The sequence below is a fragment of the Lactobacillus sp. ESL0785 genome, assembly GCF_029395455.1.
GTDB lineage: Bacteria > Bacillota > Bacilli > Lactobacillales > Lactobacillaceae > Lactobacillus.
In genome coordinates, this window is the sequence record NZ_CP113916.1 from 1,385,150 (window position 1) to 1,411,941 (window position 26,792).

Here is a 26,792-nt window from a genome sequence, read left to right on the forward strand (position 1 = left end):
TTTTTATCAATAATCTAATTATATCTCAAATCACACTACAAAAAACGCCCAGTTCAAATAAACTAGACGCTTCTTTTTTGGCATACTTTTGGCATACTTCTATGTCAATTTATCCCTTTTTGAGTAAACTTATGTCCTATTAAAGTCTGATATATCGGTATTCCAATTCTAACAAACATTAGTTAATTATTCCCATTCAATTGTTGAAGGTGGCTTACTCGTGACATCGTAGACCACGCGATTAATATTAGGAACTTCATCAACAATGCGGGTAGAAATCTTCTGTAAGACATTCCACGGCAAACGCGCAAAATCCGCCGTCATGCCATCAATTGAAGCTACAGCTCGAATACCAATTGTATAGTCATAAGTTCGACCATCGCCCATTACACCAACTGACTTGATGCCTGGCAGAACAGTAAAGTATTGCCAGACCTTTTCTTGCAGTCCAGCTTTTTTGATTTCGTCCCGTAAAATGGCATCACTATCGCGCACTAATGCCAGCTTATCTTCAGTTACTTCACCCAAAACGCGAATGCTCAGTCCTGGACCCGGAAATGGCTGCCGCCAAACTAGATCATGCGGAATACCTAATTTTTCACCTAAGTCACGCACCTCGTCCTTAAATAACTTACGCAAAGGCTCAATTAATTTAAAGTGCATATCTTCCGGCAAGCCGCCGACATTATGGTGTGACTTTATTGTTTGTGCAGTATTAGTCCCACTCTCAATCACATCAGTATATAAAGTTCCCTGAGCCAAAAAGTCAGCATCAGGGATTTTTTGTGCTTCTTCATTGAAGACTTCAATGAACTCCTTACCAATGATTTTGCGCTTTTGTTCAGGATCAGTAACACCTTTGAGCTTATTTAAGAAGCGGTCTTTAGCGTTAACACGAACGATATTCACCCCTAAGTCACGGTTAAGAGCTGCCATGACCTCGTCGCCCTCGTTTTTGCGCAGCATGCCATGATCAACAAAAATTGCAGTCATTTGGTCACCAATTGCCTTGTGGAGTAGTGTCGCAGTCACACTAGAGTCAACGCCGCCAGACAGGCCCAGAATCACTTTTTTATCGCCAACTTCTGCATGAATATCAGCAATTTTCATTTCAATAAAGTCGGTCATTGACCAATCAGCCTTAGCTCCGCAAACCTTGAAGGCAAAGTTTTTCAAGATATCAAGACCATATTGTGTATTGCGCACTTCGGCATGGAACTGTATACCATAAAATTTAGCCGAATTATTGGCAATTGCAGAAATTGGACAATTCTTACTTGAAGCAACTGTTGTGAAGCCATCGGGTGCTTGTGTAACTAAATCACCATGACTCATCCAGACATATTCTTCTGCTGGCAGATCACTAAACAAAACAGCACTTGGGTCCTCCACCTTGATATCAGCACGACCATATTCTGAATTATTCGCCGGCTCAACCTTGCCGCCCAAGTAGTACGACATCAGCTGCATCCCGTAACAAATTCCTAAAATCGGAATCCCCAACTTAAAAATTTCAGGATCAACTTTTAGCGCATCTTCTGCGTAAATACTATTTGGTCCACCAGAAAAAATAATGCCCTTAGGATTAATCTTTTTAATTTCTGCCATACTAATGTCGTGTGGCAATAATTCTGAATAAATACCAAAATCACGCAGCCGGCGCGTTATTAATTGATTATATTGACTGCCAAAATCTAAAACAATAATTTCATCAAAGTCACTGATTTTTTTCTTCACGGCCATCCCCAACCTTTTGTAAAGCTACACTGTAAATTAGTTAAACCATACTAGGAATTATGATTGTGGTCAACCATTTTCTTCGCAGAATATTTTTAAAGGCGAATTATATCCTATATATGCAAAAAATAATTCGCTTTTAAAACAAAATTTATTCTTGCATGCCCCAACTAACTCTGTTAGAATTCATTCAATACATAAATATTAATCTATATATTGTCGTAATCAGGTCGACAGTTTCTACTCAGAACCAAAATTCTGAACTATGGATTAAGCAGCAACTTTTAGCGGTCACACTGACCCCTTTTAGGGACCTCTTTTACCATAGTTTTGGTAGAAGAGGTCCCTATTTTTTTCAAGGAGGAAAACGTGAAGTTACTAGAAGATCGCATTAGACGTGATGGTGAAGTTTTACCTGGAAATGTCCTGAAAATCAACTCATTTTTGAATCATCAAGTTGATCCAGAATTGATGATTGCCTGCGGACAGGAGTTTGCCCGCCGCTTTCAAAATAGTGACATTACCAAGGTCTTAACTTGTGAGGCTTCTGGCATTGCACCAGGCATTATGGCAGCGTTTGAATTGCGCGTGCCCATGATTTTTGCCCGCAAGAAGAAGCCGTCAACGCTTAACGATGCAGTTTACTGGGCCGATGTTTTTTCTTATACCAAAAAGGTCACTAACAAAATCTGTGTTGAACAAAAATTCCTGCATGAAGATGACACGCTACTAATTATCGATGACTTTTTAGCTCATGGCGAAGCTGTTAAGGGCATGATTAATATTGCTGAACAGGCTCACGCCAAAATTGCCGGCGTTGGTGTTGTCGTTGCCAAAACTTTCCAAGGCGGCAGTGATTGGATTAGCGACCACAATTATCGCTTAGAAGCTCTGGCTAATATCACTAGCCTAGCTGATGGCGCAGTTCACTTTGCAGGTGAAGAATAATGCTCAAACAAGAAGTTAGTCACCAAAAAGCAGCAGTACTTGGTTTCCAGCATCTCTTAGCTATGTATTCTAGCGCCGTAGCTGTGCCACTACTAATTGGCAGTGCATTAAAATTTAATGCCAGACAGATGACTCACCTTGTTTTTATCGACATTTTCATGTGTGGTCTTGCCACACTTCTGCAGCTAATAAGCAACATTTTTTTTGGATTGGCTTTCCCGTTATTCTAGGTTATGCCGTTCAAGCCGTTGCTCCTTTGCAAATGATTGGTAAGAAATTTTCAATCAATGATATGTACAGCGCGATTATTACCATCATTCCCACCCCTGTTTTAGGTGGAGCCATGCTAGTGATATTCACGATGATTGCTGTTTAGGGAATTAAAACCTTAACTAAGGTTGATTTAAACAACAATAATAACATTTTAATTATTGCCATCTCAATTGGCTTAGGTCTTGAGGTTACCATTTATCCACAAATTTTCCATAATTTGCCAGCAACTATCCAATTATTCTTATCCAACGGAATTGTAATTACCAGTCTAGCAGCAACCATTCTCAACTTGCTGCTTAAAGGAGGTACTGCAAAACAATAATTTTCTATTATGTAAGTAAGTTTTCCTGCCCTTGAGAATACTTACTTGCACCTAAAAAGGAACTGCTTCAATTTGAAGTAGTTCCTTTTATTTTAATAATAATATACTGCTTTTATCATACTTATTCGCAATCACAGTTGTGACAAAAGCAATATTTTTATTCTTTCTGCCTAACAAAACACCAGTTAAATTCTTTATACACTTACCTTTAAGTAAAAAAAAGAGTCGCATGTGATGTGAACCTTAAAATTAGGACAACTAATTTCAGGGTTCATGACAAAATCAAATTCGACTCTTTTTTGTTAACGATAATTATATTCCGTATAACTAATCTTCTTGAAATGATGATTACCGTATTTTTTAGCTAATTTCTTTGACTTAAAGTATTGGTTATAAACTTTACCAGTATCTGGTTGTGCTTCAAATAATACTTGAACTTTCTTACCATCGAGCTTTTCAACTTTCATTGAATAAGCTGCACTTTCTGCATCTTTGCTTGTTGGTGTCACAAGCGACCAAGTAATATGATTAATCTTTTTACTTGAACCAGTTGCTAATGCCGCAAGCTTGGCAGAATCTTGATCCTGACTAACACTGGTTATTTCTGAGGTTAATTTACCAGTAGTTGGTGCGCTAGCAACACTGGTCATTTTAACAGTCTGACCAGTTTTAGGTGATGTATAGCTGCCTAACTTAATAATTAATGGTTTAGGAGTTAAAATATTGCTACTATACCATTTACCGCGCCATTTTTTAGGGAAAGAATAAGTACTGGTAACTTTTTGGGTAACAGACTTAACTGGTTTAATAGTTTGAGCTTGGACAGTTGTATTTACTCCAGCTGCACTCGCAAGTGTTGCCACTGCAAGTAAAGCTAATAAATTTGAATGCTTCATTTAAATTCTCCTTTTATCTAAAATAAATATCATCTTCACCAGATATTATAGATCAATAACAATCGTTATATTATAACAAGATTGTTACAATTATTTTCACATGACATTAATTTATCCGTTGGCTCTTTAAAAACTGTTAATTTATCCCATGAATTCTCTTTTGCTTAATGCCATCGTCAGGGTAGTTCTTGCTTGGCACCAAGAACGTGTAACTAACTAATTATTATTCCACCAAAAAACATCTTCAGATTTAACTGAAGATGTTTTTATATTTGTTCTATTACTTGTTTGCGGCAGCTAACAATTCACTAAATGCTGGTTGATCTGCTGCATCTAACTCATAGGTCTTACGATAGTCAGCTATGGCTTCTGTGCCAAACACATTCTCATCAGTCATGACAACGTTAGTATCAATTGGATCAATATCTAAAATCTTAGCATCCAAAACAATTGGCAAATCATTGCCATTAACTTGCAGCTGCTTGATCTTAGCCATTGCCTGGTTTAATTCCACTAAATTAGTTGCAGTTAAGCCAATTGCACCCATACTCTCAGCTTTGGCCCAATCTGCACCAACTAAGTCAATACCATAAGGTGCCTGTCCTGCTTGCAATTTTTCATGACCGATAAAGCCAAATGACTTGTTCTCCAAAACCACGTTAACAACAGGCAAGTGATACTTAACTTCCGTTAACAAGTCTGGCATTACCATTGAGTACCCGCCATCACCAGAAATTGTCCAAACCTGACGGTCAGTAAATGATAACTTAGCAGCAAGACCTGCTGGCAGACCAAAGCCCATTGTACCGTACCAAGCTGACATTGCGTATTTCTGCTCCTGATCAAATGGCAATTGCCGTAAAGCCCATTCAGTATTATTGCCGACATCCAGTCCAAAGACAGCATCCTTTGCTGAATTATTCTTAATTGCTTGAATTACACTTTCAGCACGCAAACCATCATGATCATCAGCAGCAAGCTTTTCTAACCAATTTACCCATAAAGCGCGGTCTTGTTGAGCTGCCTTTAAAAATGCAGTTGATTCTGCTTGATAATCTACCGCAGCTAATTTTTCTAAAAAGTCTTTCGCATCAGCCAAAACAGTAATATCAGCGTCATATTGCTTACCCAAATCAGCCAAATTGTTGTTAACTTGAATAATTGTCTTGTCATTTGGCAAAAAGCGAGCAAACGGATAATTAGTACCAACATACAAAATTAAGTCACTGTCTTGAGAAACATCAAAGGCAGGCTTAGTTCCCAAACGTCCACGTGCACCCATGTAGTTAGGGTGATCGGTAGGAAAGACATCGACCGCTGGTGCAGTAGTCAAAACTGGTAATCCAAACTTATCAGCAACTTGAACTGCGGCATCACGACTGCCACGTGCACCCTGACCTAGCCACATCACTGGCTTCTTGGCATTCTTAATTGCGGCAGAAACAGCAGTCACATCAGCTTCCTTAGCTGCAATTTCATTATTAGTTGTACTTAATGCAGCTGTCTTAGTTGCTACATATTCAATTTCTTGTCCTGAAAGATCATCAGGCAATACGACAACTGATACTGACTTAGTTGCATAAGCTGAACGAATTGCCTCATCAATTAGACTAGGGATTTGCTCAGCATTAGCAGCTAACTTATGAAATTGTGCGACATCGGCATAAATCGGATCTTGATTCAATTCTTGGAAGAAATTAGTATTCATAAAAGCCGTTGAAGTCTGACCAACTAAAGCTAGCACTGGTACATGATCCATCTTCGCATCGTAAAGACCGTTTAACATATGGACTGATCCAGGACCGGCAGACCCAAAAGCAACTCCAATCTTACCAGTTAGCTTGGCATCAGCAGCTGCTGCCAAAGCACCAACTTCCTCATGACGTACTTGAATATACTTAATTTGGTCACGTTCTTGGTATAAGCCGTCAACTGTATTATTAATTGAATCAGCAGTAATACCGTAAACATGGTCAATATTCCACTTTTCTAATACTTTTGCAAGTGCTTGACCTGCCATCATCTTATTATCAAAACTCCATTCTTTGAATTCATTCCACAACTTACTTTTTGTAAGCATTTCTAAATAATATCACTTACTTTTTGTAAGTCAAGATATAATACCTTACTTTTGTTAGAGTTTTTCAAATATACAAAACATACTAATCTAGTTGAAGTTAATATGTCATAGAGTTTTTTGACGCTTGCACTGATAGATGCTTGACGCCTTAAACAAAACTGGCAGCTTCATCATTTAAACTAGAAACTCTTCGTAGTATGTTGGCACTTGATGTCCAAGCTTTTACTCAGTCACAAATCGTTGGGCAAATTGATTCAGCTAGAATCCTATCCAATTTAGCCTATTACAAAAATCCGCACCTTGCGGAGTAGCTAAAAATATTGCAAACAATATAAATACAATGCCACAAACTAATAATAAGTATTTAACTTTTTTCGATAACTTTTTTGATCGACTCAAAATAATAAAAATTAAACCTATCAAACAAGAAATTATCATTATCCAAAAACCCATAAATATTTTCTCCTAATCGATTTCTTTAGTATGTCCCTTTATGATGATAGCGATTAGCTGTTAAGTTTATTTATATTTTATAAATCCTAAAATTATTATCATCAATTGTTGTATTTGCCAAATAATAAATGAATATAAAGATAAAATACCTAGCAAAATATTCTTTTTATCTATATAGTAGAAAATCATAAAAACTAAAAATGCTATTAGTAGCATGCGTTCAGTATAAAGTGTTACTTTATGGTCTATTACATAATTAGATTTAGATATATTCCCTGTTTCATCTGTTGATTCTAAACACATTGCAACTACTAGCATTAATAGTGCTGTTATTATTTCTGAAATACTACGCCAAATAGAAAAATCGCGTACTGAAACAATTAATAATACACCACCAACAATGGTTAAAAATAATTTTTCAAGTTTCCTTTTCATTGCTTACTCCAAAAATTTAATTTTAAATTCTAATTTATTTCACCTACTCATAAAATAATTATGACAATAAGTAACTTATCTATTGAATTCACCATTTCTTAATAATTTTTTTGTTTATAGATAATCTAATATATTTAGAAAAATGAATTTAAAAGAAAATAGTAGACTTGATAGCTCTTATCAAATTTAACACTCGACATATTATTTAAAATTTAATTTAGATAAATAATGTAATAGTATTAGTTACAAAACTTGCTACATTACTAGGCATACCTAAACGTTCTATAGCAAAATATATAACAAACCTAACAACGCAATATGAATATTAGTCACCCTTTCTATAAAATTATTACATTATCAACTAAAGAATTAAGAGCGCTTTTATTCTTTAATCTTGTTATAGCAAATCTTTTTCAATTATTGTTCAATGGTTCATATTTTCACATTCAAACATGAAATTTTTATTTTTCAAAAAAGAAGTAATAGTTTAAAATTTATATATAAACCGTTTACAAATAATTAGAAAGAGTCTATCAATGGAAATCAATGAATTACTAAAAAAGTATCGCCTTATTCAACATAAGTCCCAACAAAATTGGGTTGGTAATATCGTTAGTCGTTCATTTTATACTAAAGTAGAACAAGGAAAAAGCCACTTATCAGCCAATGATTTACTCGACCTACTTCATTACAATCACATTCCAACCGTTGATTTTTTTACCAAACTAAATGAAGCTGAGTGTTCGCAGCACCACCAAGAAAACCAGTTAAAAACATTGATTACTAATGCTTATTATCAAAATTCAAAAGCTGAATTAGAACAAATTAAAGATACAATCGTCACCAATAATTATCCTAATCAAGAAGAGCAACTAGCCTTGATTAATGCTTACATCGCGCTAATGAACCATGACTTTGATAGCTTAAATGAAAAAAGTCGTAATTATTTGAAAGAAAAATTCTTAAACACGAAATTTCTGAGTAAGGACTACTTAACTATTTATCGCAACCTACTCCCCCCTATTTGAACTTGATCAAAATATTGCCATTGTCAAAAAAATTCTTAATAAGTTTTTGAATATTAATGAAATTGATATTCAAGCTTCATTAATAGTAATTTTAGCTAATATTATCTTCCTATGTGTTGAAAGTAAAGATTATCAAGACGCCGCTTATTTCATCGCAAGTGCCGATAAAATTAAAACTAGACCCGATAATTTTTTCTACAAAATGGGTATCCTCATATCTAAAAACATCATTGAATATCATAAAAATCCGCAAGAGTCTTATTTAGAAAACAGCCAATCAATCATTAAGACAATTAAACTAATGGGCATGGACGCGTACAGTCATGAACTTGAAGTGTACCTGCAAAGCAATATTTAACCTTCTAGCAAAATCATCAGTAAATGGCATTAGAGAAAACTCTAGCTAATTAAAAATTAATCAAAAAAAGCATTACTAACTTAGTAATGCTTTTTATTTTGCTTGAGAAAATGTTTTTTGGCTTATTCTTGCGTAAATTTATTTTTGCACAGATTTAATTAAGTTATCAGCAACATTTCTATAAAAATTCTGCCCCTTACGGAGTGGCTAAAAATATGACAACCTCAAGCAATAATATATTAACCTGTTATTTTGCTAATTTAAACTTATTTAGATTGCTATTCACCCACTATTTTTAATACAATAGAAGTTATAGTATACAGAAAGGACTTACTTATGAATAAAGCAGAATGTACTACAATTTTAGTCGGTAAAAATGCTTCACTTGATGGTTCAACCATGATCGCACGTAGCGAAGACGGCGGTAGAACCATTATCCCTGAAGGATTTGAAGTTATTACCCCTGACAAGCAACCTCAGCACTACGAGAGCGTCATTAGCCACCAAAAGATTGACGATGAAGACCTGCTGGCTAACCCATTACGTTACACCAGTGCCCCTGATGTTTCTGGTGAAAGCGGCATTTGGGCAGCGGCTGGTATCAACGCTGCCAACGTGGCAATGACTGCTACGGAGACAATCACCACTAATTCGCGAATTCAAGGAATTGACCCGTTAACAACTAAAGGCGGCTTAGGTGAAGAAGACTTTGTTACTTTAACCTTGCCATATTTGCACTCAGCCCTTGACGGTGTTAAGCGTGTAAGTTACTTATTAGAAAAATATGGTACTTACGAAATGAACGGCATGGCTTTTGCTGACAAAGACAACGTTTGGTACCTTGAAACAATCGGCGGCCACCACTGGATTGCACGCCGTATCCCCGATGATGCCTATGTTATTGCCCCTAACCGGTTAAATATCGATGAATTCCATTTTGGTCAAGATGACTTTATGGCTTCCGCTGATTTAGAAGATTTAATTGCCACATATCACTTAAATCCTGACCGTGAAGGCTACAATATGCGTCACATTTTTGGTAGTTCATCTATTAAAGACGCGCATTACAACAATCCACGGGCTTGGTTTGTTCACAACTATTTTGATCCTGAATTTGGCGGCGAACCAACTGATCAAGACCAACCATTTATTTGCCACGCTAACCGTAAAATTAGCATTGAAGATATTGAATGGGTTGAAAGTTCACACTACCAAGATACGCCTTATGACCCATACGGTACGGGTACAGCTGCTGAAAAGAAGACTTACCGTTCAATTGCCTTGAACCGTAACTTTGAAACCCATATTTTGCAAGTCAGAAATGATGTTCCTGAAGCTATTGCTGGCGTACAATGGTTAGCCTTTGGTCCCAACTCATTCAATTGTATGGTGCCATTCTACACTAACGTTGCTACCACGCCTGCAAGTTTTCAAACTGGACCAAAATTTGATCTGAACAAGATTTTCTGGCTGAATAAGCTAACAGCACAACTCGGCGATACTAACTTTAAGGTTTATGGTGAATTAGAAACTGACTTTGAGCAAAAGTCACAGGCTGAATGTCACATGATTCAACACCAAACGGACAAGAAGGCTGAAGAGTTATCTGGACAACAATTGGAAGATGCTCTAATGAGTGCCAACCAAGAAATGGCCGATCAGGTTTACAACAACACGATTGAACTTCTGGGCAACATGGTTGATGAAGGCCACAGCTTAATGACTTTAAAATACGATTTACTTGATTAGAAGTTAATTATTTATACGAAAAAAGCTTGGAGCATTTAAAAATGCCCCAAGCTTTTTTTGCTAATTTATTTTTCTGGCACATCTTGAATGGTAACATCTGCACCAAGTAAACGTAATTTTTCTTGAACACGGTCATAACCACGCAAAATATTGCCTGCATTATTAATCACAGTTGTGCCATCTGCCATTAAACCGGCAATCATTAAACAAGCACCAGCGCGAATTTCACCGGCAGCAACAGTTGCCCCATGAAGCTGCTCCGTTGGATGAACTAAAATAATGCCATCCTCAGCTTTAATATCGGCTCCCATTTTTTGTAATTGCTCAATATGACCAATCCGCTTAGGATAAATTCGATCAATAATTACACCTTCACCATTTTTAGCTGTTAACAAGAGCGGCGTCACCGGCTGCTGCAAATCAGTCGCAAATCCGGGATAAGCACCCGTCTTAATTTGCGTCATCTTGAGTTCTCCTGCCGGATAAACAAACAAAGAATCTTCATCAGCATCAATCACAACACCCATTTCCTCAACCTTAGCAAGATAAGAATCAAGGTGCTCCTCAATAATATTGTGAATCCGAATCCCATTACCGATACAACCAGCAAGAGAAATATATGTCCCTGCTTCAATTCGATCCGGAATAATCGTATGTGGTGCCTGTGCCCGCAGCTCTTTAACACCTTCAATTCTAATTGAATCGGTACCAGCACCACGGATAGTTGCTCCCATATTATTGAGAAAAGTCGCTAAATCAATAATTTCTGGTTCTTTAGCAGCATTTTCAATAATTGTTTGGCCCCGTGCTGTCACACTAGCCATAATAATGTTCATTGTTGCTCCAACTGATGGCATCTTTAGGTGAATTACTGTACCATGAAGGCCTTCTGAAGGAGCCGTAATTATTATTTGATCATTTTCATTTTTTACACATGCGCCTAAGGCTTCAAAGCCTTTAATATGTTGGTCGATGGGGCGCGGCCCAATATCATCCCCACCAGGGAAGCCCACAACAGCCTTACCAAACCGACCAAGAAGTGCCCCCATAAAATAATAGGATGCACGCAAACTCTTGATCTTACCACTTGGCAATGGGCTCATCTTAATGTTCTCAGGGTTAATCTGCAACGTTGTCTCATGAAAATCACTACCAACATCCATTTCACTCAAAAGATCCATCAAGTTGTCAACATCAGCAATCCTCGGAACGCCTTCTAAAGTTACTGGTGTACGTGACAAAATCGATGCCGGAATTAGTGCCACGGTTGAATTTTTGGCACCGCCAATCCAGACATCACCCTGCAGGGGCTTTCCACCATGAATTATCATTTGCTTCATTGGCGAAAAAATCCTTTTCTATTCGTTTAATCATATTAATGTTAAAGGAAGTTTACAGAAAAAACAAGAGAAGACCTCTGTCTTCCCTGTCCAAAAATCAAATTTTTGTATTATTCAAACTGATTAAAATTTTTCTGCTGGCAAACCACTAGCAGCACCAATGAAAGCTTGGTAAAGACCTTCAGGTCTCTGCGGTCTACTTAAGAATTCTGGGTGATATTGTGCAGCAATAAAGAATTTGTTCTTCGGAATTTCAACAATTTCAACTAAGTGATTATCAGGTGATACACCGGAGAAAATCATGCCGGCCTTTTCAAAGGCTTCACGATACTCGTTGTTAAATTCATAACGGTGACGGTGACGCTCTTGAATAACATCTTGATTGTCATAAGCAGCTGCTGTCTTTGTTCCCTTTTTCAAAGTTGCTGGATAAAGGCCCAAACGCAAAGTACCGCCAATGTTTTCTTCATCGCGCTTATCAGCCATAATATCGATTACGTTATGCTTACCGTTAGGAGTTACTTCACCTGTGTTAGCATCCTTAATATCAAGAACATCCCGTGCAAATTCAACTGTGGCCATTTGCATTCCTAAGCAAACACCCAAGAACGGAATATCATTTTCACGAGCGTACTTAATTGAAGTAATCATTCCTTCAAGTCCACGTGTCCCAAAACCACCAGGTACAATTAAACCATCTGAGTCCTTCATAAAGTCAGCAATATTGTCTTCAGTAATGTCTTCGGCCTGTACCTTATTGATTTCAATTTTACTATTGTACAAGTAACCAGCATGTTGCAAGGCATCAGTTACAGAAATGTAAGCATCCTCTAATTCAACATACTTACCAACTAAGGTAATCTTAGTTGTATGCTTCAGATTTTTAGCCCGTTCATCAAGCTTGGTCCATTCAACCATGTCTGCTTCTTTCTTAGGGCTTTCTAAATGTAAGAAATCACAGACTTTTTGATCCATTCCTTGTTCTTGGAAAGCAAGTGGCAAATCAAAAAGTGATGGCGCATTAACTGATTCAATAATGCAGTCAACTGGAACATCAGTAAAGTTTGAAATTTTATCCTTATGTTCTTGATCGATTGGCATTTCAGCCCGTAAAACAAGCATATTTGGTTGAATACCAATACTACGCAATTCTGCAACTGAATGTTGTGTTGGCTTAGTCTTCATTTCTTGAGCTGCATGCAAATAAGGAACTAATGTACAGTGAATATACATAACATTTTCTTCACCAACTTCGCGGCGCATTTGCCGAACTGCTTCCATAAATGGTCTTGATTCAATATCACCGACAGTCCCACCGATTTCAGAAATAACAACATCCGAATCAGTTGTTAAGCCTGCACGCATGATCTTTTCCTTAATCATATCAGTAATGTGCGGAATTACTTGAACAGTTGCGCCATGATAATCTCCACGGCGTTCTTTTTCCAAAACTTCCTTGTAGATTTTACCAGTTGTTACATTAGAATATTTACTTGTCCGGACGTCAACAATACGTTCATAGTGACCCAAGTCAAGATCGGCTTCTGTACCATCATCAGTAACAAAGACTTCACCGTGTTGGTACGGATTCATTGTTCCCGGATCAATGTTAATGTATGGGTCAAATTTTTGCATAGTCACTTTTAAGCCACGATTTTTAAGTAGACGACCGAGACTTGAAGCGGTAATTCCTTTTCCCAATGAAGAAACAACACCACCAGTAACGAAGATATATTTTGTCATTACAAACTCCTTTTTAAGCAAATAATCAAAAAAATAATTAAAAAATAAAAAAGCTCCCAACTAAGGGAGCATAAACGCACATAAGGTGCCCAAATAAAATACTATCTATTTTGATTAAAGATGTCAAGAAAATTATTCGTCTTCTTCGTCGTCATCATCGTCAAGTTCTGACAATTGGCCTTCAATTCCATCTGGTAATTCTTCTTCGTCATCATCAGTTGCATCACTGAAGTCATCATCATTGCTAAAGTCATCAGTGTCATCAGCTGCTGTGGCATCTAAATCTTCGTCTTCTGGATCATCATTGTTATAATCGATAATATCATCACTACCAGTAGCACTAGCCAAAAAGGCATTAACCTTCTGGTGATGCGAACGAGTATCTTCTTCATCCTCATCTTCTGGGTGATTAACTTCTTCATCAACGGATTCGTATGGGAACCATGATCTTAATGCCCAAACATTTTCACCCATTGAAATGAATTCACCATTAGTATTCATATCCGTATAAAATTGCGGCAAGCGTTCCCGAATCTCTTCGTCGCTATCACCCAAGAACTTCTGAACAGCATTCACAATATCTGCAAAAGCCATTCTCTTATTATTATCTTCCAAAATTGCGCGAGCAACTTCAATCATTGATAGTTCGTTACGATTTTTGTCTTTAAAGTCGTTTAATCCCACAATTGCATTCCTCTCTTTTACCAATCTTTATTATTTTACTAGGCGTTTAAGTAAAAATCAACGTGACAGTATAATTACCTATTAAGTATAGACCACTAAAGAGGTCATATTCAATTCGAAGTTCTTGAGAACCATTATTTTTAGTAGAAAATTTAAGAAAATTAGTTGTACTAGTTAAATCCATCTGGTAGCCAGCAGCAACATACCGACAAGCTTGCTGCTCGCCCAAACGAAAATGCAGCTGCGAATAATTTTGCTCATCAGTTTGCCGGCGAATAATAACATCATTATCTTTAATTAAAATTTTAACTGGAATTTGGTCATCTTCAAGATATGAAACCCGCGTAATCGCGCCAGCCTGCTTCAATTCACCAACTGCCTGTTTAGCAAAAGACTCTTGTTCATTTTCTTGCCTAATCGTACTCGTAAACTTAACCGTTACTTTAGCCATCTTGCTAAACTCCATCCATTTAAAACATTCCACAAACTTTGCTATAATTAGTTAAAACTATTTTAAACGATATTTAAACAGATTAATAGTCGCTTTGAGGAATTTTGTAATGGTAAGATTTAATAGTAAAAAATTAGCTAAAGAAGTTGTCTTGCGCGACCCTGTCCACGGCTATGTGCATATTGAAGATCAGGTTATTTTTGATTTGTTAAAAACCAAAGAATTTCAGCGGATGCGCCGAATTAAACAATTAGGTCCCATTGCCTTTGTTTTCCCCGGAGCAACTCATACCCGCTTCGAACATAATCTCGGCGTCTATGAATTAACTAGACGGATCTGTAATATTTTTGCCAAAAAATACCCTACCCAAAAATTGGGAGATGGTCTCTGGGACGACCATAACCGCTTATTGGTAGAATGTGCTGGGATGCTGCATGACATTGGCCACGGCCCTTATTCACATACCTTTGAGCATCTTTTTGGTACCAACCACGAAAAAATCGGGCAAAAGATCATTACTGATCCTAATACAGAGATTAATCATGCGTTAAAAAAGATTGCTCCCAATTTTCCTGAACTTGTTGCCAGCGTAATTGCTAAAACTTATCCTAATCCACAAGTGGTCAAACTCATTTCTAGTCAAGCTGACGCTGATCGTATGGATTACCTTGAACGCGATGCCTACTTTACCGGTGTAACTTACGGCGAATTTGATTTGTCACGGATTTTACAAGAAATTCGGCCCTACCAAGACGGGATTTGCTTTACCATGAGCGGTATGCATGCTGTTGAAGACTATATTGCTTCGCGCTACCAAATGTACCAGCAGGTTTACTTTCACCGCGTTGGTCGTTCAATGGAAGTTCTCCTACAACATTTACTTGAACGGGCCAAAATTATTTATCAGCAGGGTCATCTGCAAGTAACACCAAGCCTAGCTAGATTTCTGGCTGGCAATTGGACCTTAGACGACTACTTAAAGCTTGATGATGGTGTAATGGAAACTAACTTTTCGCTTTGGACTAAGTCAGGTGATCCCATGCTTGCAGACCTAGCAAACCGCTATCTTTATCGTAAACCGTTAGCAAGTGTCCGGATTAATCAAGAAACCAAAAACTTGTTACCTAAGTTAAAAGATCTAATCAAACAAGCTGGTTTCGATCCTACCTACTACACTGCCACCAATTCCGCTTTTGATGAGCCGTATGATGCTTATAAGCCTTCAGGCAAGAACGCTAACAGTCAAATTGAAATTATGCAAAATGACGGTCAACTGATTGAATTATCACAATTAAGTCCTCTTGTGCGTGCGCTTAATGGAACATTGCAAGGTGACGAACGCTTTTTCTTTCCTAAGACAATGATGTCAAACAGTGCCGAACCACAGATTTTCGATCCCTTGTATCAGCAATTTCAGCGCTACGTTAAAAATGGCGAATTACGCTATTTACGTCGACCCAAAAGAAACGAAAAATAATATAAATTAACGAGAACTTGTGCTAGATAATAGTACAAGTTTTTTTATAACTATACGATACTTAAATTTTTTTAATAAATCATTTTACTTAAATTAAATAATGCCTCATAATAATTTAATATTAGTAATAAATTTAGGAGGTCTTTATGTCTTACGAAAATGTCGTTAATTATTTTAAAAAATATCATCTAGAACAGCGAATCCACATTTTTAATGCCTCTACGGCAACAGTAGCAGAAGCAGCTAACGTGCTAGGTATCGATGCTAGTCAGATTGCTAAAACAATGGCCTTAATGCTTAAAACTGGTCCAATTGTGATTGTCACAGCCGGTAATGCCAAAATCGCCAATGCTAAATATAAAGCAACTTTTGGTCAAAAAGCAAAAATGGTTAAATTTGATGAATTAGAAACAACTATCGGCCATCCTGCTGGTGGTGTTTGTCCATTTGCACTTAAACCCGAGGTTAAAGTTTATCTTGACGAAAGTCTTAAACAACACGACATCATTTATCCTGCAGCAGGTTTACCCAATTCGGCAATCAAATTAACGCTAACAGAATTAGAAAAATACACCGCACCATCTAAGTGGGTGAATATAACTAAATAAAAAAAGGCTGTTTCAATTGAAACAGCCTTTTTTCAGCTCTATTTATTTTCTTGATATCTCGTATTAAACAACGGACTTAATGGCTCATGACGTTGAATACACTTAATGGCATCCCCTATCAATGGGCCAACTGAAACGAGCAAGGTCTTGTCTAATTTCTTTTCTACCGGTTGGTTAATTGAATCAGTCAAAACTAAGTTCTTAATTGGTGAATCATTCAACCGTTTAATTGCTGGACCCGACAACACAGCATGAGTAGCACTAGCATAAACTTCTGTTGCCCCAGCATCAATTAAAGCTTGAGCAGCTAGTGTAATCGTTCCAGCAGTATCAATCATATCGTCAATGATAATCGCACGCTTGCCCTTAACGTTGCCAATGATGTTCATTACTTCAGCCACATTGGCACGTGGGCGCCGTTTATCAACAATCGCAATTGGCGTACCCAAAAATTCGGCTAATTTCCGTGCTCGCGTAACACCACCATGATCAGGCGAAACAACAACTGCATCTTTCTCCAAGTGATTGCTTAAGAAGTAATCAGCAAGTAGTGGTGCACCCATCAAATTATCAACTGGGATATCAAAAAAGCCTTGAATTTGTGGTGCATGCAGGTCAAGCGACAATACTCTTGTTGCTCCTGCTACTTGCAACATATCTGCAACTAACTTGGCTGTAATTGGCTCCCGCGGCCGAGTTTTACGGTCTTGACGTGCGTAACCGTAGTACGGCATGACGATATTAATTGTCTGTGCACTAGCCCGGCGAACAGCATCAATCATAATCAACAATTCCATCAAGTTATCATTAACTGGGGCACTAGTTGATTGAATTAAATACACATCCTTGCCACGAACAGATTCATCAATGTTAATTTGAATTTCACCATCACTGAAGCGCTGCACGCTTGACTTACTTAATGGTACACCAACACGCTCCGCAATTTTTTCAGCAAGTGGGACATTCGAATTAAGGGCAAACAACATCATATTGTCTTTATAAGACATAATTTCCTCCGTAAAAACATGCTAACAACTTATTATTTTACCAAAAGCTGTCTGAAAAAGTGACTATCTATACTTTATTATTCAACTTTAATCAGCGACATTCAAGTCCCTATTACCAGAATAGCGCTTAACTTAAAATTTCTGCTTATTTTTTATCTAAAAAGTCGCAAAAATAACCCAGATTTACTAAATTAACCAAATAAAAAGTCGCAAACTCATTTTGAATTTACGACTTTTAACTTAACTATCTTCTAAAACTTGACCAACATTGCCATGATGCTGCGATAACAACTGGGCTGCTTCTGTCTTATTTTTACCTGTCTTAATCATCACAATTGCCAAAGAAACATCGTTATTTGTTTCTTTTAATGTTGCTAGTGCTGCAGCAGTTGTAGCACCAGTTGTAATATTAATAATCCGACAGGCACGATCAACTAACTTGGAATTAGTCGGTTGGACATCAATCATCACATTTTGATAAACCTTGCCCTGACGGATCATCACACCAGTTGAGATCATGTTTAAAATCATCTTTTGAGCAGTTCCAGATTTCATCCGTGTTGAACCAGTGACTACTTCAGGGCCGACTACAGCTTCAATTACAATTTCAGCGTGTTTCCCAATTACAGAATCTGAAACGCAGGCAATTGAGACAGGCAAAGCACCCACTTTTTCGGCATAATCTAAACAGCCAACAACGTAAGGCGTTCTGCCGCTAGCTGCTAAGCCCAAAACCGTATCATTAGCTGTCAATTGCAAATCACGTAAATCTTGCTCGCCAAGTTTTACAGAATCTTCTGCACCTTCAACTGCTCGATACATTGCAGTTTTACCGCCAGCAATTAGACCAACGGCTCGTTCAGGCTTGATTCCATAAGTCGGCACCAATTCTGCAGCATCAAGAACACCCAATCTGCCGCTAGTACCAGCACCAACATAAATTAAGCGTCCGCCCTGACTGTATCTTTTAGCTGCTTCATCAATAACTTGCGCAATTTGCTCAACTTGCGTTCCCACGGCAATAGCAACTTTTTTATCTTCATTATTAATTGTCTGTACCATCTCAATGGTTGACATCGTATCAATATGCATGGTTGCTGGATTACGTGTTTCAGTTACCAAATTCTTAATTTCCATAATTACCTACTTAACTTTTACTGTAATAACATTTTGATCTGCAGTAATCGCACCAGGTGTTAACGTAGATATCTGATCGACATGATCCATATTAGTTACAATTGTCATTACCACCGGATCCTTACCAGCTTCTTTAATTGCTGCAATATTCATTTGAGCAATTACTTCACCACGCTTAATAGTTTGTCCTTCTACTACCTTAACATCAAATGGTTCACCCTTAAGATCAACTGTATCAATTCCAAAGTGTAATAAAATTTCCAAATTACCTTGAGCAGATGTCATTGTAATTGCATGCTTGGTTGTCATTACTGTAACAATTTTACCATCAACTGGCGCAACAATCTTACCATCGTTAGGAACAACGGCAAAACCATCGCCAACCATCTTTTGTGAAAAGACATCATCCTTAACAGCAGTTAAAGATTCAAGCTCACCGCTAACAGGACTTACTAAATTAACAGAAACGGCCTTAGTTGCAGTAGTCTTAGGAGCTGCTACAGTTGTTTGAGTTGGTGCTGCGGTTGTTTCAACTAAAGAACCATCTTCATTCTTAGCAACCATTGCACTCTTAGGAACACCAAAGAAATAAGTTACGATAAAACCACCAAGATAAGCTGCAAGCAAACCAACACAATATTTAATCCACATATGGTTAGCAATTAATGGAATTAAAGCAATACCAGAAGTACCAATTGCAATTGAACCAACATTACCAAATGCGCCCAAAACGGCACCACCAATACCACCACCAATACATGCGGTAATAAATGGCCGTCCTAAAGGAAGAGAAACACCATAGATTAGTGGTTCACCAACACCCAAAATACCTACTGGCAGAGCACCTTTAATCAATTTAGTCAATTGCTTATTCTTACGGCATTTAACCCATAAAGCAATCGCGGTACCGACTTGACCACCACCGGCCATTGCTAAAATTGGCAGAAGTGGTGTGTAACCCATCTTTTGAATCATTTGTAAGTGAATTGGTGTCAAAATCTGGTGTAATCCCAGCATAACCATTGGTAAGAAAGCTAAACCAAGAATAAAGCCAGCAACTGGTCCACCAACAGCTAGAACCCAGTTAATACCACCAACAAGTGAGTTAGAAATCCAACCCGCAATAGGCATCGTAATAAAGATTGTAAACAATCCCATAATGAGCAGTGTCAAAAATGGTGTAAAAATAATGTCAACTGAATCAGCAATATGCTTATGGAAGAATTTTTCAACGTAAGACAATAGCCAAACAGAGAACAATACACCAATAATCCCACCTTGACCAGCAGCTAATGGCTGCTTATCAAAGATATTCGGAATAGTTACTGGTGGCAAAACACCTGGCAGCAGAACAATACCACCGATGATCCCACCAAGACCGGGAGTAGCACCGAATTCTTTAGCAGCATTAATCCCGACAAAGATATTTAAGTAGGAAAATAACCCACTGGACAAAACGCCCAAAACAGTAATTGCTAATGTCCAACTTGCCGGCAGCATTTTAGCCACTAACATATTTTTCAGAATACCAGATAATCCTGAAATTAACCCGGCACCAATAAACGCAGGAATTAAAGGAATAAAGATAGCCGAAATATGCTGTAAAGCAGCACGCCACCAAGTTTTCTTCAAACTTGCCTTGTGAGCTGCATGAACTGCGTCGGCTTTCGCCATTACATCATTTTTATCTTGCTCATAAGAGCCAGCAGTCTGTGAATTACTTGTTGGAAAGATATCATTTTCCTTGACACCGGCAGCATCAACCATGCTTTGAGCAACTTTAGTATTAACACCAGGTCCCAAAACAATTTCTAATGTTTCACTCTCAACAACCCCTAAGACGCCATCAATTTTTTTCAAGCCGTCAATATCAACCTTGGAATTGTCTCTAATTGAAATGCGCAACCTTGTCATACAATGATACAAGGTTTCGACATTTGTCATTCCGCCAATATGAGCATATATTTCTTTGCCCATTTCAGCATATTTATCAGAACTCATCTTTTCCTCCTAAAATTAAAACAATATTTAATAACTGATTACCTATTTTTTAAAAAATTACGGTAATCTTTCAAAGCTACTCGCGAAGCATCTACCGCTTTAAAGCTTTGCTTAAAGTTCCGGCTAAAGAACAAATAAAAAATAACATCAATCACATAAAACTGCCCTGTAAGCGAATTTGTTGCCCCAACCCTAAAATCAGGTTCGATTGGCTTACAAGTAGTTAATGACAAATTTGCTTTTTTTACCAGACTATTCATACCAAACATAGTCAACGAAATTACAAACAATCCGTGTTGCTTTGCATAGTTGGCCAAGTATAAACATTCCGGCGTTTCACCAGAATTAGAAACTAACCACAGAGTATCATGCTCAGATGCGGAACATAACTGAGCTAATAAGACATTCAGATCTTCTTCCCATATTACATTATAACCAACCCGCGTCCACTTTTGATAAATATTTTTAGCAGACAGCGCAGAAGCGCCAACACCAAAAACATAAATTGTCTGTGTTTGCGTCAACCTATCAACTACTTTTTGACATATTTTCTTATCTAATAGATCTTTTGTCTGTGTTATATTTTCTACTTCATTTTTGATTAATTTATTGCAAATAAGTTCAAATGGTTCATCAGCAGTGATATCTAATTTGACATCATCTTTTTCATTTTTTTGCTCTGCCAAATCAACCGAAATCATTACTTTCATTGCTGTATAAGAATCAATTTGTAGACTTTTAACCAACCGTGAAACTGTTGCTGCACTTGTGCTTGAAGCTACAGCTAATTCGCTAATACTCATCTTAACTGCTTCTTGGGGATGCCCCAAAATATAGTCTGCTATCTTCACTTCCGACGCAGTTAAATATCTACGTGTAGCTTCTACTCGATTTTTAAAATTCATCTTTTGTACCTAATATTTTATTTAAATATAATTTAATTATAGATTCTCAAAAAATATAATTCAATCCAAAATATAATCATTAGGTTTATTTCATATTTAATTTGTTATTCGATGAATTTCTTGATCGTCACTCCTAAATGTGACTTCATAAATTTATCAACATTATTGCCATGCTTTCTCCGGCTCTTAAGTGAACCATACAATGCAGCAAGATCATTCTTATCAGCAAATGTTTGATCACCTTTATTTTTGACAATTTCATTATAGCGTTGTGTTACTAAACTAATTAATTTTTGATTATTAGCGTTTTTAGAGTCATGATTAATACCAGCAAATGCGAGACCAACAATGTCACCATACTTCGCAAGGCGATAATGACTGCCAGCAAAGTCATTTGGCGTTTGCTTAGCATTAATAATCGGTGTATTACGGCAGTTAGTTAATAAAATAACTGCTGTATTTTCCTTAGGATCAACCACTGTCAAAGTCCCTGTCCAACCAGTATGACCAACGGTACTTTCATCAGCAAAATTAGAAAAGGCCCAAGCATATTTACCACTCGCCTGTCTGCGCCAGCCTAAACCATAGGAAGGATCCGTTGACTTGGGTTTAATAAACTCATCCAATGTATCTTCATCAAAAATTCGGTGCTTACCATAACCACCACGATTAATTACTGTCTGTGCTAAAACTGCTAAATCACTGGCATTGCTAAACAAACCAGCATGACCACTGACACCTTTCATTGTATAAAATGCCTTTTCATCATGTACTTCACCTTGAAGTGTATGAGTGCGAACATTATTGAAGCTAATCGTATGGTCACGCGTATTACCATTCAATTCTGCAGCAGTAATTTGATTTTTAGTGAAACCTTTTTGCAGTGGATTATATAACGTATGTGTTAATCCCAAAGGTTGATAAATATTATGTTCAACATAATCATCTTCTCTTTGACCTGTTATTTTTTCAACAATTAGCCCTAAGAGCATGTAATCAACATCCGAATAGATGGTTTTAGTACCTGGAACATAATTCAGTGGAGTAGCAATAATTTTATTCAAAGCCTGACTACGATCCTGAGTATATACAGGATTAGCATTCGCTTTATTCACACTAGGATTAGTTGGATCATAATTATTATTATGATATTGCGGATCTGCTGGGAAACCTGCTTGGTGCATTAAAATATCTCGGATGGTTAGATTAGACTTACCTTTAATCTTATCATCTGCCTTATCCTGAAAATCAGGGAAAATACTGGAAACCTTGGCATTAATATCTAACTTGCCTTCAGAAACCAGCTTTTGAATCGCAAAGTTAGTCGCATACATCTTGGTATTCGAAGCTAAATCGTAAAGCGTGGAATTATTAACTTTTGGACCTGTTGTCAACCGTTCTCCACTTTCCGAGTAACTATCAAGTAGACCATAAGAACTTTGTTTAATAATTTTTCCATTATGCACAATTGCAATTTGAGCGGAACTAAAGCCATGCTTTATCTCCTGCTTAATAAGTGTATCCATTAATTTAAAAGAATTATTTTGCAAATTCTTTTTTTCTTTAGCTTGGTTAACTAAAGTAGGATATGGCACTTTGATTTGCAAAGTATCACTAGCCGACGTGCCCTTACGTGCAATCTGCAAAGAATTATTCCCATTCTTAGTGACGCGGGCAATATTAATCTTGGTCCAACTATTAGGCTTAACGGCTTTTAAAGCAACCTTTTTCCCATTAACGTACAAGCCAAATTTACTGGCATTATTTGAATAAACGTACAGATAGCCCTGGCCTGCAAAGCCATAAAACTTCCGTGTAACATTGTTCAATAGCGACCAAGTATCAAAATCAGGATTATCATCTTTTTCATCAATTGGAAATTTCTGATCAATCTGAAATTTATCCTGTGTCGACGTCGAATTAGATGATTGCGCTGCAAACAATGTCTGCGGTTTTAAAAATGATGTTGCTGGAACAACACTAGCAAGGGTTACTAGAGAAAGCAACAACGCACATTTTCTAACACCCATTCTTTTATTCATAATAAATTACCTCCCATATTACAAATTAAATGAATGATTAAAATGACCTCAACAAGTATTTTTCAGTCTAAAAACAGCCAGATAATATTTTACGATAGTGTCATTTTAATCGCTTTCATTTTTGAATGCGATTTCATTATAATGCCAATAAAATAACTTTTCAATCTTATTTACAAATTTTGTATTTATTTTTCAAAAATTGCCTAATAATATGTGTCAAAAATTTATTTTGATTGACCGTTATTTTTCTGCCAATTCAAAGACTATTTTACTGCCAGACTTAATCTGCTTTAAGATTGGTAAATCAGCGTTAATAATATGTCCCAGCACATTCACTTTTTCATCAGCTGGCAAATCACGCTTGGTAATCTGCAACTCACCCTGATAACGCAAATAGCGCCGATTATCACAAGTAATTGTTCCCCGTGGCCGCGGTTCAATGTTTGACAGCGGCGTCGTATCAAATAGCTGTCTGGTTCGGCCCTCAACTAGACGCACAACATCCCGCGCCACATCAATGCGGTTGTGCCATTCAAGACCAACTAAAGCTGGTACAGGTTCTTCAAGGTGCAGCGTCAAAGCACCATGCTTCACATAATTAGTAAAACTCGCAATTGTCTCTTGTCGTAAAGCAGGATCACCAATAAAGACGCGATCACAACCAAACTGTCGCAACTCTAGCAGCGCCGCTAAAGGATTCTCATCCCGATGCATTTCTAATGTTGGCAGCCCACGCTTAATTGGTCCACGCCTGTTACTATCACCAGCCACAAAAGCCATTGTTTGAAGATTATTTTTGTGCAGCCATCTATTCTTACGCTGCAGCAAATCCGCATCAAGTCCCGTTTCAGGTCGTGGATAATAATTATGCCATGCTTGCAGGTGAGCAAAATTTGCACCGTATTCACGCAAAGCCGTAATATCGTTTGTATCTAACGTACTAGCATTAAGCATCAGTGGCATTTCTTTTGACAGCTTAGCTACTAAACGAAAATCGACTCCATCATCAATCCGCAGTCCTGTCAAATGCAGACTTTTAACCTGCTCCAAGTCATCAATTGCTATCCCCAACTTTTGCAAACCAGTCTTAGATACATCGGCAATCAAGTCCAGATCCAAATTATGGCACCATTTACTTAACTCACCCAACCGCGACAATACAACTTGTGAATCATCTTCTGGAATATGCAGTGATGTAAAAACCGTACTAAAACCGGCATTACGCATTGCCAACAAATAATTATAATCTTGTGACGTTAAATCATGACCAAGATACATTGAAAAACCAATCATTTTTCCCTCTTTTTTATACAATAAAGCGTTTTCTATTTAATTCATATTAACATATTTTTGGACATAATAAAAAGCGCTGTTAAAATTAACAAACGCTTTTATATTACAGATAATTTACTTAGTAGTTGTGGCGTAATCACTGATATTTAATGCTTGCTGGAAGCCATTAGCACCATTAATCATTAACGTTGTGTTGTTATTACTAAATTGAACCGCACCTTGATCAACATTGTTAGCACTAGCTGCTAATTGGACAATTTGATTAGCTTCAGCTGCTGATAAATTATTCAGATCATTAACCACGATCTTCTTACCATTAAGTGCTGCCCTAGCTGCCTTGATTTTACTCAAAGCAGCCTTAACTTCACTAATAGTTGACGTACCATTATTTACTTGCATGCCCGCAGTAATTGCACTGTCATAAGTATCACGCAACGACTTAGCAGCCAACTTATAAGCATCACTTGCCTTGACAGTTGTTACCTGATTTAATTCAATCTGCAAGTCACTTTTATCACTTACAGTGGCAACTGTAATTCCATCTTGAGCATCTTGTGGCGTATTAACAACAGTCAGCTTGGCGCCACTAATGGCACTAACATCTACATCTCTGATATAACCATTCTTGTCACTTTGCAGTTTATAGAACAATTCTGCCTTATTGTCAGCTGCTACCCAAATATAACGTAATTCAGTTACCCGCGCAGTATGTCCTTTAGCAAAAGTTTTAGTTGTTTGCGCAATTCCCTTATCGTTATAAACATAAGCATCTTGACCCAAAGTAATTAAAGTTGCTGATTGATCATCATCTGGAGCAGAGTTGGATGGCTTCAATTGTTTACCGGTAATAACGCCAACGTTACTCTTTTTAATCCACTGATCTTGACCTGGAAATTTATCATCATTAACGTGGTAGTATAGTTTTCCACCAATATATTGCAGATCATCAACAGTAATTTGCTGTCCTTGCATGACCTTCTTTTTACTAGTGTTACCCTGACCATCATAAATGTATGAATTATGATTCAATGTGATCACTGTCGGATCATTTTGATTATCGCTTGGCTTAGCTTGGGATTTATTTTTCTTGGGCCGCTTGTTAACTGGCTTCAATTTACTTGAAGTTGAACCAACATTCGTTGCCTTAACAAATTGATCACTTTGTCCGCCAAGCCGGTAAAATAGCTTACTGCCAATGTATTTCAATTGATCAACTGTTACTTGCTGCCCCTTCTTTACCTTTTTCTTATCTGTTTTACCCTGACCATTATAAATATAAGCATTATGCTTAATTGTGGCCGTAATTGTGTTGGTCTGGCTAACTTTTTTACCATCAACATAACCAACATTAGCTGCTTTGATAAAAGCACCATTACCAATAGAATAATAATTCTTACCGTTAATTGTCTTCTTACCGTTGTAGTTAAGCGTTATTCCTTTAGCAATTGTCGTGTACTTACTACTGCCCATGTATTCCTTTAACCTTTTACCATCTTTGTCAAAGACATATGCATTACGGCTTAATTTAATCGTGCCTTTTTTAGAGCTAGTAGCCTTGGCTGGTGTAGTCTTCTTAGCTGCTGTTTTGACAGTTGTTGCTTTTTTATCTTTTTTATTAACTGCAGCTTTAGCCGTAGTCTTATCAGCTGCTTGAACTGATGATACTTGACCAGCTAACACCGGACTCACTTCAAGTAATGCCGCAGCTGATACCATCAGCAACTTATGACTTAATTTCATATCTTTTTTTACCTCACATCAAATTTTTGTTTTAATTTATTATTTCATATTGTAACCTAAAAAATGCCCGTGTAAAGCAACGTTA

General features: G+C 37.3%; 21 protein-coding genes, 1 pseudogene and 1 riboswitch. Of the genes and pseudogenes, 7 read left to right on the forward strand and 15 right to left on the reverse strand.

Features of this window, described 5'->3' with window-relative positions:
- Positions 1 to 186 precede the first annotated feature (186 nt).
- Positions 187 to 1,743 carry a glutamine-hydrolyzing GMP synthase gene (gene guaA, locus OZY43_RS06665; protein ID WP_280927706.1) on the reverse strand — a complete coding sequence of 519 codons (1,557 nt, stop codon included), beginning with the start codon at positions 1,741 to 1,743 and terminating at the stop codon, positions 187 to 189.
- A 183-nt stretch (positions 1,744 to 1,926) separates the two neighbouring features.
- A riboswitch (purine riboswitch) is annotated at positions 1,927 to 2,023 on the forward strand.
- Between the two features lie 83 nt (positions 2,024 to 2,106).
- On the opposite strand from guaA, the gene OZY43_RS06670 reads away from it, so the two are divergent.
- Positions 2,107 to 2,685, forward strand: a complete 579-nt coding sequence (locus tag OZY43_RS06670; RefSeq protein ID WP_277164278.1) for a xanthine phosphoribosyltransferase — start codon at positions 2,107 to 2,109, stop codon at positions 2,683 to 2,685.
- A pseudogene (locus OZY43_RS06675) lies at positions 2,685 to 3,280 on the forward strand (solute carrier family 23 protein). Before OZY43_RS06670 ends, OZY43_RS06675 begins: the two are co-directional and overlap by 1 nt.
- Before the next feature lie 302 nt (positions 3,281 to 3,582).
- On the opposite strand, the gene OZY43_RS06680 reads toward OZY43_RS06675, so the two are convergent.
- The 3 genes from OZY43_RS06680 to OZY43_RS06690 form a co-directional block, all read right to left on the reverse strand.
- Complete coding sequence (locus tag OZY43_RS06680; RefSeq protein ID WP_277164280.1) at positions 3,583 to 4,176, reverse strand: hypothetical protein; 594 nt, start codon at positions 4,174 to 4,176, stop codon at positions 3,583 to 3,585.
- 280 nt (positions 4,177 to 4,456) lie between these two features.
- The gene (locus tag OZY43_RS06685) at positions 4,457 to 6,256 is read right to left on the reverse strand and encodes a thiamine pyrophosphate-binding protein (RefSeq protein WP_277164282.1); all 1,800 of its coding nucleotides are present in this window, start codon (positions 6,254 to 6,256) and stop codon (positions 4,457 to 4,459) included.
- Positions 6,257 to 6,775: 519 nt separating this feature from the next.
- Positions 6,776 to 7,144: a hypothetical protein gene (locus OZY43_RS06690; RefSeq protein WP_277164284.1), complete on the reverse strand. Its 369-nt coding sequence runs from the start codon at positions 7,142 to 7,144 to the stop codon at positions 6,776 to 6,778.
- Positions 7,145 to 7,680: 536 nt separating this feature from the next.
- Between OZY43_RS06690 and OZY43_RS06695 the strand changes: the two genes are divergently transcribed.
- From OZY43_RS06695 to OZY43_RS06705, 3 genes are all read left to right on the forward strand, one after another.
- Positions 7,681 to 8,172, forward strand: a complete 492-nt coding sequence (locus tag OZY43_RS06695; protein WP_277164286.1) for a hypothetical protein — start codon at positions 7,681 to 7,683, stop codon at positions 8,170 to 8,172.
- Between the two features lie 46 nt (positions 8,173 to 8,218).
- Complete coding sequence (locus tag OZY43_RS06700) at positions 8,219 to 8,530, forward strand: hypothetical protein (RefSeq protein WP_277164288.1); 312 nt, start codon at positions 8,219 to 8,221, stop codon at positions 8,528 to 8,530.
- A gap of 336 nt (positions 8,531 to 8,866) precedes the next feature.
- A complete protein-coding gene (locus OZY43_RS06705) occupies positions 8,867 to 10,279 on the forward strand; it encodes a C69 family dipeptidase (protein ID WP_277164290.1) in 1,413 nt (470 codons plus the stop codon).
- Positions 10,280 to 10,344: 65 nt separating this feature from the next.
- Here OZY43_RS06705 and OZY43_RS06710 read toward each other — a convergent pair whose 3' ends face one another.
- The 4 genes from OZY43_RS06710 to OZY43_RS06725 all read right to left on the reverse strand — a co-directional run bounded on the left by OZY43_RS06710 (position 10,345) and on the right by OZY43_RS06725 (position 14,497).
- The gene (locus tag OZY43_RS06710; RefSeq protein ID WP_277164291.1) at positions 10,345 to 11,619 is read right to left on the reverse strand and encodes a UDP-N-acetylglucosamine 1-carboxyvinyltransferase; all 1,275 of its coding nucleotides are present in this window, start codon (positions 11,617 to 11,619) and stop codon (positions 10,345 to 10,347) included.
- A 123-nt stretch (positions 11,620 to 11,742) separates the two neighbouring features.
- Positions 11,743 to 13,362 carry a CTP synthase gene (locus OZY43_RS06715; protein ID WP_277164293.1) on the reverse strand — a complete coding sequence of 540 codons (1,620 nt, stop codon included), beginning with the start codon at positions 13,360 to 13,362 and terminating at the stop codon, positions 11,743 to 11,745.
- A gap of 132 nt (positions 13,363 to 13,494) precedes the next feature.
- Positions 13,495 to 14,046 (reverse strand): DNA-directed RNA polymerase subunit delta, encoded by a 552-nt coding sequence (gene rpoE, locus OZY43_RS06720; RefSeq protein ID WP_277164295.1) that lies wholly within the window; start codon positions 14,044 to 14,046, stop codon positions 13,495 to 13,497.
- 46 nt (positions 14,047 to 14,092) lie between these two features.
- Entirely contained in the window at positions 14,093 to 14,497 is a 405-nt protein-coding gene (locus OZY43_RS06725) for a DUF1934 domain-containing protein (RefSeq protein ID WP_277164297.1), read from the reverse strand.
- A gap of 109 nt (positions 14,498 to 14,606) precedes the next feature.
- Between OZY43_RS06725 and OZY43_RS06730 the strand changes: the two genes are divergently transcribed.
- Together OZY43_RS06730 and OZY43_RS06735 are read left to right on the forward strand one after the other, a co-directional pair.
- Entirely contained in the window at positions 14,607 to 15,974 is a 1,368-nt protein-coding gene (locus OZY43_RS06730) for an HD domain-containing protein (protein WP_277164299.1), read from the forward strand.
- 146 nt (positions 15,975 to 16,120) lie between these two features.
- Positions 16,121 to 16,582 carry a YbaK/EbsC family protein gene (locus OZY43_RS06735; RefSeq protein ID WP_277164301.1) on the forward strand — a complete coding sequence of 154 codons (462 nt, stop codon included), beginning with the start codon at positions 16,121 to 16,123 and terminating at the stop codon, positions 16,580 to 16,582.
- A 38-nt stretch (positions 16,583 to 16,620) separates the two neighbouring features.
- Here the strand turns inward: OZY43_RS06735 and OZY43_RS06740 are convergent, their stop codons facing one another.
- The 7 genes from OZY43_RS06740 to OZY43_RS06770 form a co-directional block, all read right to left on the reverse strand.
- Positions 16,621 to 17,589 (reverse strand): ribose-phosphate diphosphokinase, encoded by a 969-nt coding sequence (locus tag OZY43_RS06740; protein WP_277164303.1) that lies wholly within the window; start codon positions 17,587 to 17,589, stop codon positions 16,621 to 16,623.
- 240 nt (positions 17,590 to 17,829) lie between these two features.
- A complete protein-coding gene (gene murQ / locus OZY43_RS06745) occupies positions 17,830 to 18,726 on the reverse strand; it encodes an N-acetylmuramic acid 6-phosphate etherase (RefSeq protein ID WP_277164305.1) in 897 nt (298 codons plus the stop codon).
- 6 nt (positions 18,727 to 18,732) lie between these two features.
- The gene (locus tag OZY43_RS06750; RefSeq protein ID WP_277164307.1) at positions 18,733 to 20,727 is read right to left on the reverse strand and encodes a glucose PTS transporter subunit IIA; all 1,995 of its coding nucleotides are present in this window, start codon (positions 20,725 to 20,727) and stop codon (positions 18,733 to 18,735) included.
- 38 nt (positions 20,728 to 20,765) lie between these two features.
- Positions 20,766 to 21,632 carry a MurR/RpiR family transcriptional regulator gene (locus OZY43_RS06755; protein ID WP_277164309.1) on the reverse strand — a complete coding sequence of 289 codons (867 nt, stop codon included), beginning with the start codon at positions 21,630 to 21,632 and terminating at the stop codon, positions 20,766 to 20,768.
- Positions 21,633 to 21,736: 104 nt separating this feature from the next.
- Positions 21,737 to 23,674 (reverse strand): penicillin binding protein PBP4B, encoded by a 1,938-nt coding sequence (gene pbp4b / locus OZY43_RS06760; protein WP_277164311.1) that lies wholly within the window; start codon positions 23,672 to 23,674, stop codon positions 21,737 to 21,739.
- 240 nt (positions 23,675 to 23,914) lie between these two features.
- Positions 23,915 to 24,967, reverse strand: a complete 1,053-nt coding sequence (locus tag OZY43_RS06765; protein ID WP_277164313.1) for a MupG family TIM beta-alpha barrel fold protein — start codon at positions 24,965 to 24,967, stop codon at positions 23,915 to 23,917.
- Between the two features lie 114 nt (positions 24,968 to 25,081).
- Entirely contained in the window at positions 25,082 to 26,707 is a 1,626-nt protein-coding gene (locus tag OZY43_RS06770; RefSeq protein WP_277164315.1) for an SLAP domain-containing protein, read from the reverse strand.
- Positions 26,708 to 26,792: the final 85 nt, after the last annotated feature.

Bases quoted from the DNA above. Each gene is read 5' to 3' on its own strand.
- OZY43_RS06710 (WP_277164291.1), bottom strand. From the start codon at position 11,619: ATGAAGCAAATGATAATTCATGGTGGAAAGCCCCTGCAGGGTGATGTC.
- OZY43_RS06705 (WP_277164290.1), top strand. From the start codon at position 8,867: ATGAATAAAGCAGAATGTACTACAATTTTAGTCGGTAAAAATGCTTCA.
- OZY43_RS06695 (WP_277164286.1), top strand. From the start codon at position 7,681: ATGGAAATCAATGAATTACTAAAAAAGTATCGCCTTATTCAACATAAG.
- OZY43_RS06690 (WP_277164284.1), bottom strand. From the start codon at position 7,144: ATGAAAAGGAAACTTGAAAAATTATTTTTAACCATTGTTGGTGGTGTA.
- OZY43_RS06680 (WP_277164280.1), bottom strand. From the start codon at position 4,176: ATGAAGCATTCAAATTTATTAGCTTTACTTGCAGTGGCAACACTTGCG.
- murQ (WP_277164305.1), bottom strand. From the start codon at position 18,726: ATGGAAATTAAGAATTTGGTAACTGAAACACGTAATCCAGCAACCATG.
- guaA (WP_280927706.1), bottom strand. From the start codon at position 1,743: ATGGCCGTGAAGAAAAAAATCAGTGACTTTGATGAAATTATTGTTTTA.
- pbp4b (WP_277164311.1), bottom strand. From the start codon at position 23,674: ATGAATAAAAGAATGGGTGTTAGAAAATGTGCGTTGTTGCTTTCTCTA.
- OZY43_RS06685 (WP_277164282.1), bottom strand. From the start codon at position 6,256: ATGCTTACAAAAAGTAAGTTGTGGAATGAATTCAAAGAATGGAGTTTT.
- OZY43_RS06725 (WP_277164297.1), bottom strand. From the start codon at position 14,497: ATGGCTAAAGTAACGGTTAAGTTTACGAGTACGATTAGGCAAGAAAAT.
- OZY43_RS06755 (WP_277164309.1), bottom strand. From the start codon at position 21,632: ATGAATTTTAAAAATCGAGTAGAAGCTACACGTAGATATTTAACTGCG.
- OZY43_RS06765 (WP_277164313.1), bottom strand. From the start codon at position 24,967: ATGATTGGTTTTTCAATGTATCTTGGTCATGATTTAACGTCACAAGAT.
- OZY43_RS06715 (WP_277164293.1), bottom strand. From the start codon at position 13,362: ATGACAAAATATATCTTCGTTACTGGTGGTGTTGTTTCTTCATTGGGA.
- OZY43_RS06770 (WP_277164315.1), bottom strand. From the start codon at position 26,707: ATGAAATTAAGTCATAAGTTGCTGATGGTATCAGCTGCGGCATTACTT.
- OZY43_RS06735 (WP_277164301.1), top strand. From the start codon at position 16,121: ATGTCTTACGAAAATGTCGTTAATTATTTTAAAAAATATCATCTAGAA.
- OZY43_RS06740 (WP_277164303.1), bottom strand. From the start codon at position 17,589: ATGTCTTATAAAGACAATATGATGTTGTTTGCCCTTAATTCGAATGTC.
- OZY43_RS06730 (WP_277164299.1), top strand. From the start codon at position 14,607: ATGGTAAGATTTAATAGTAAAAAATTAGCTAAAGAAGTTGTCTTGCGC.
- OZY43_RS06750 (WP_277164307.1), bottom strand. From the start codon at position 20,727: ATGAGTTCTGATAAATATGCTGAAATGGGCAAAGAAATATATGCTCAT.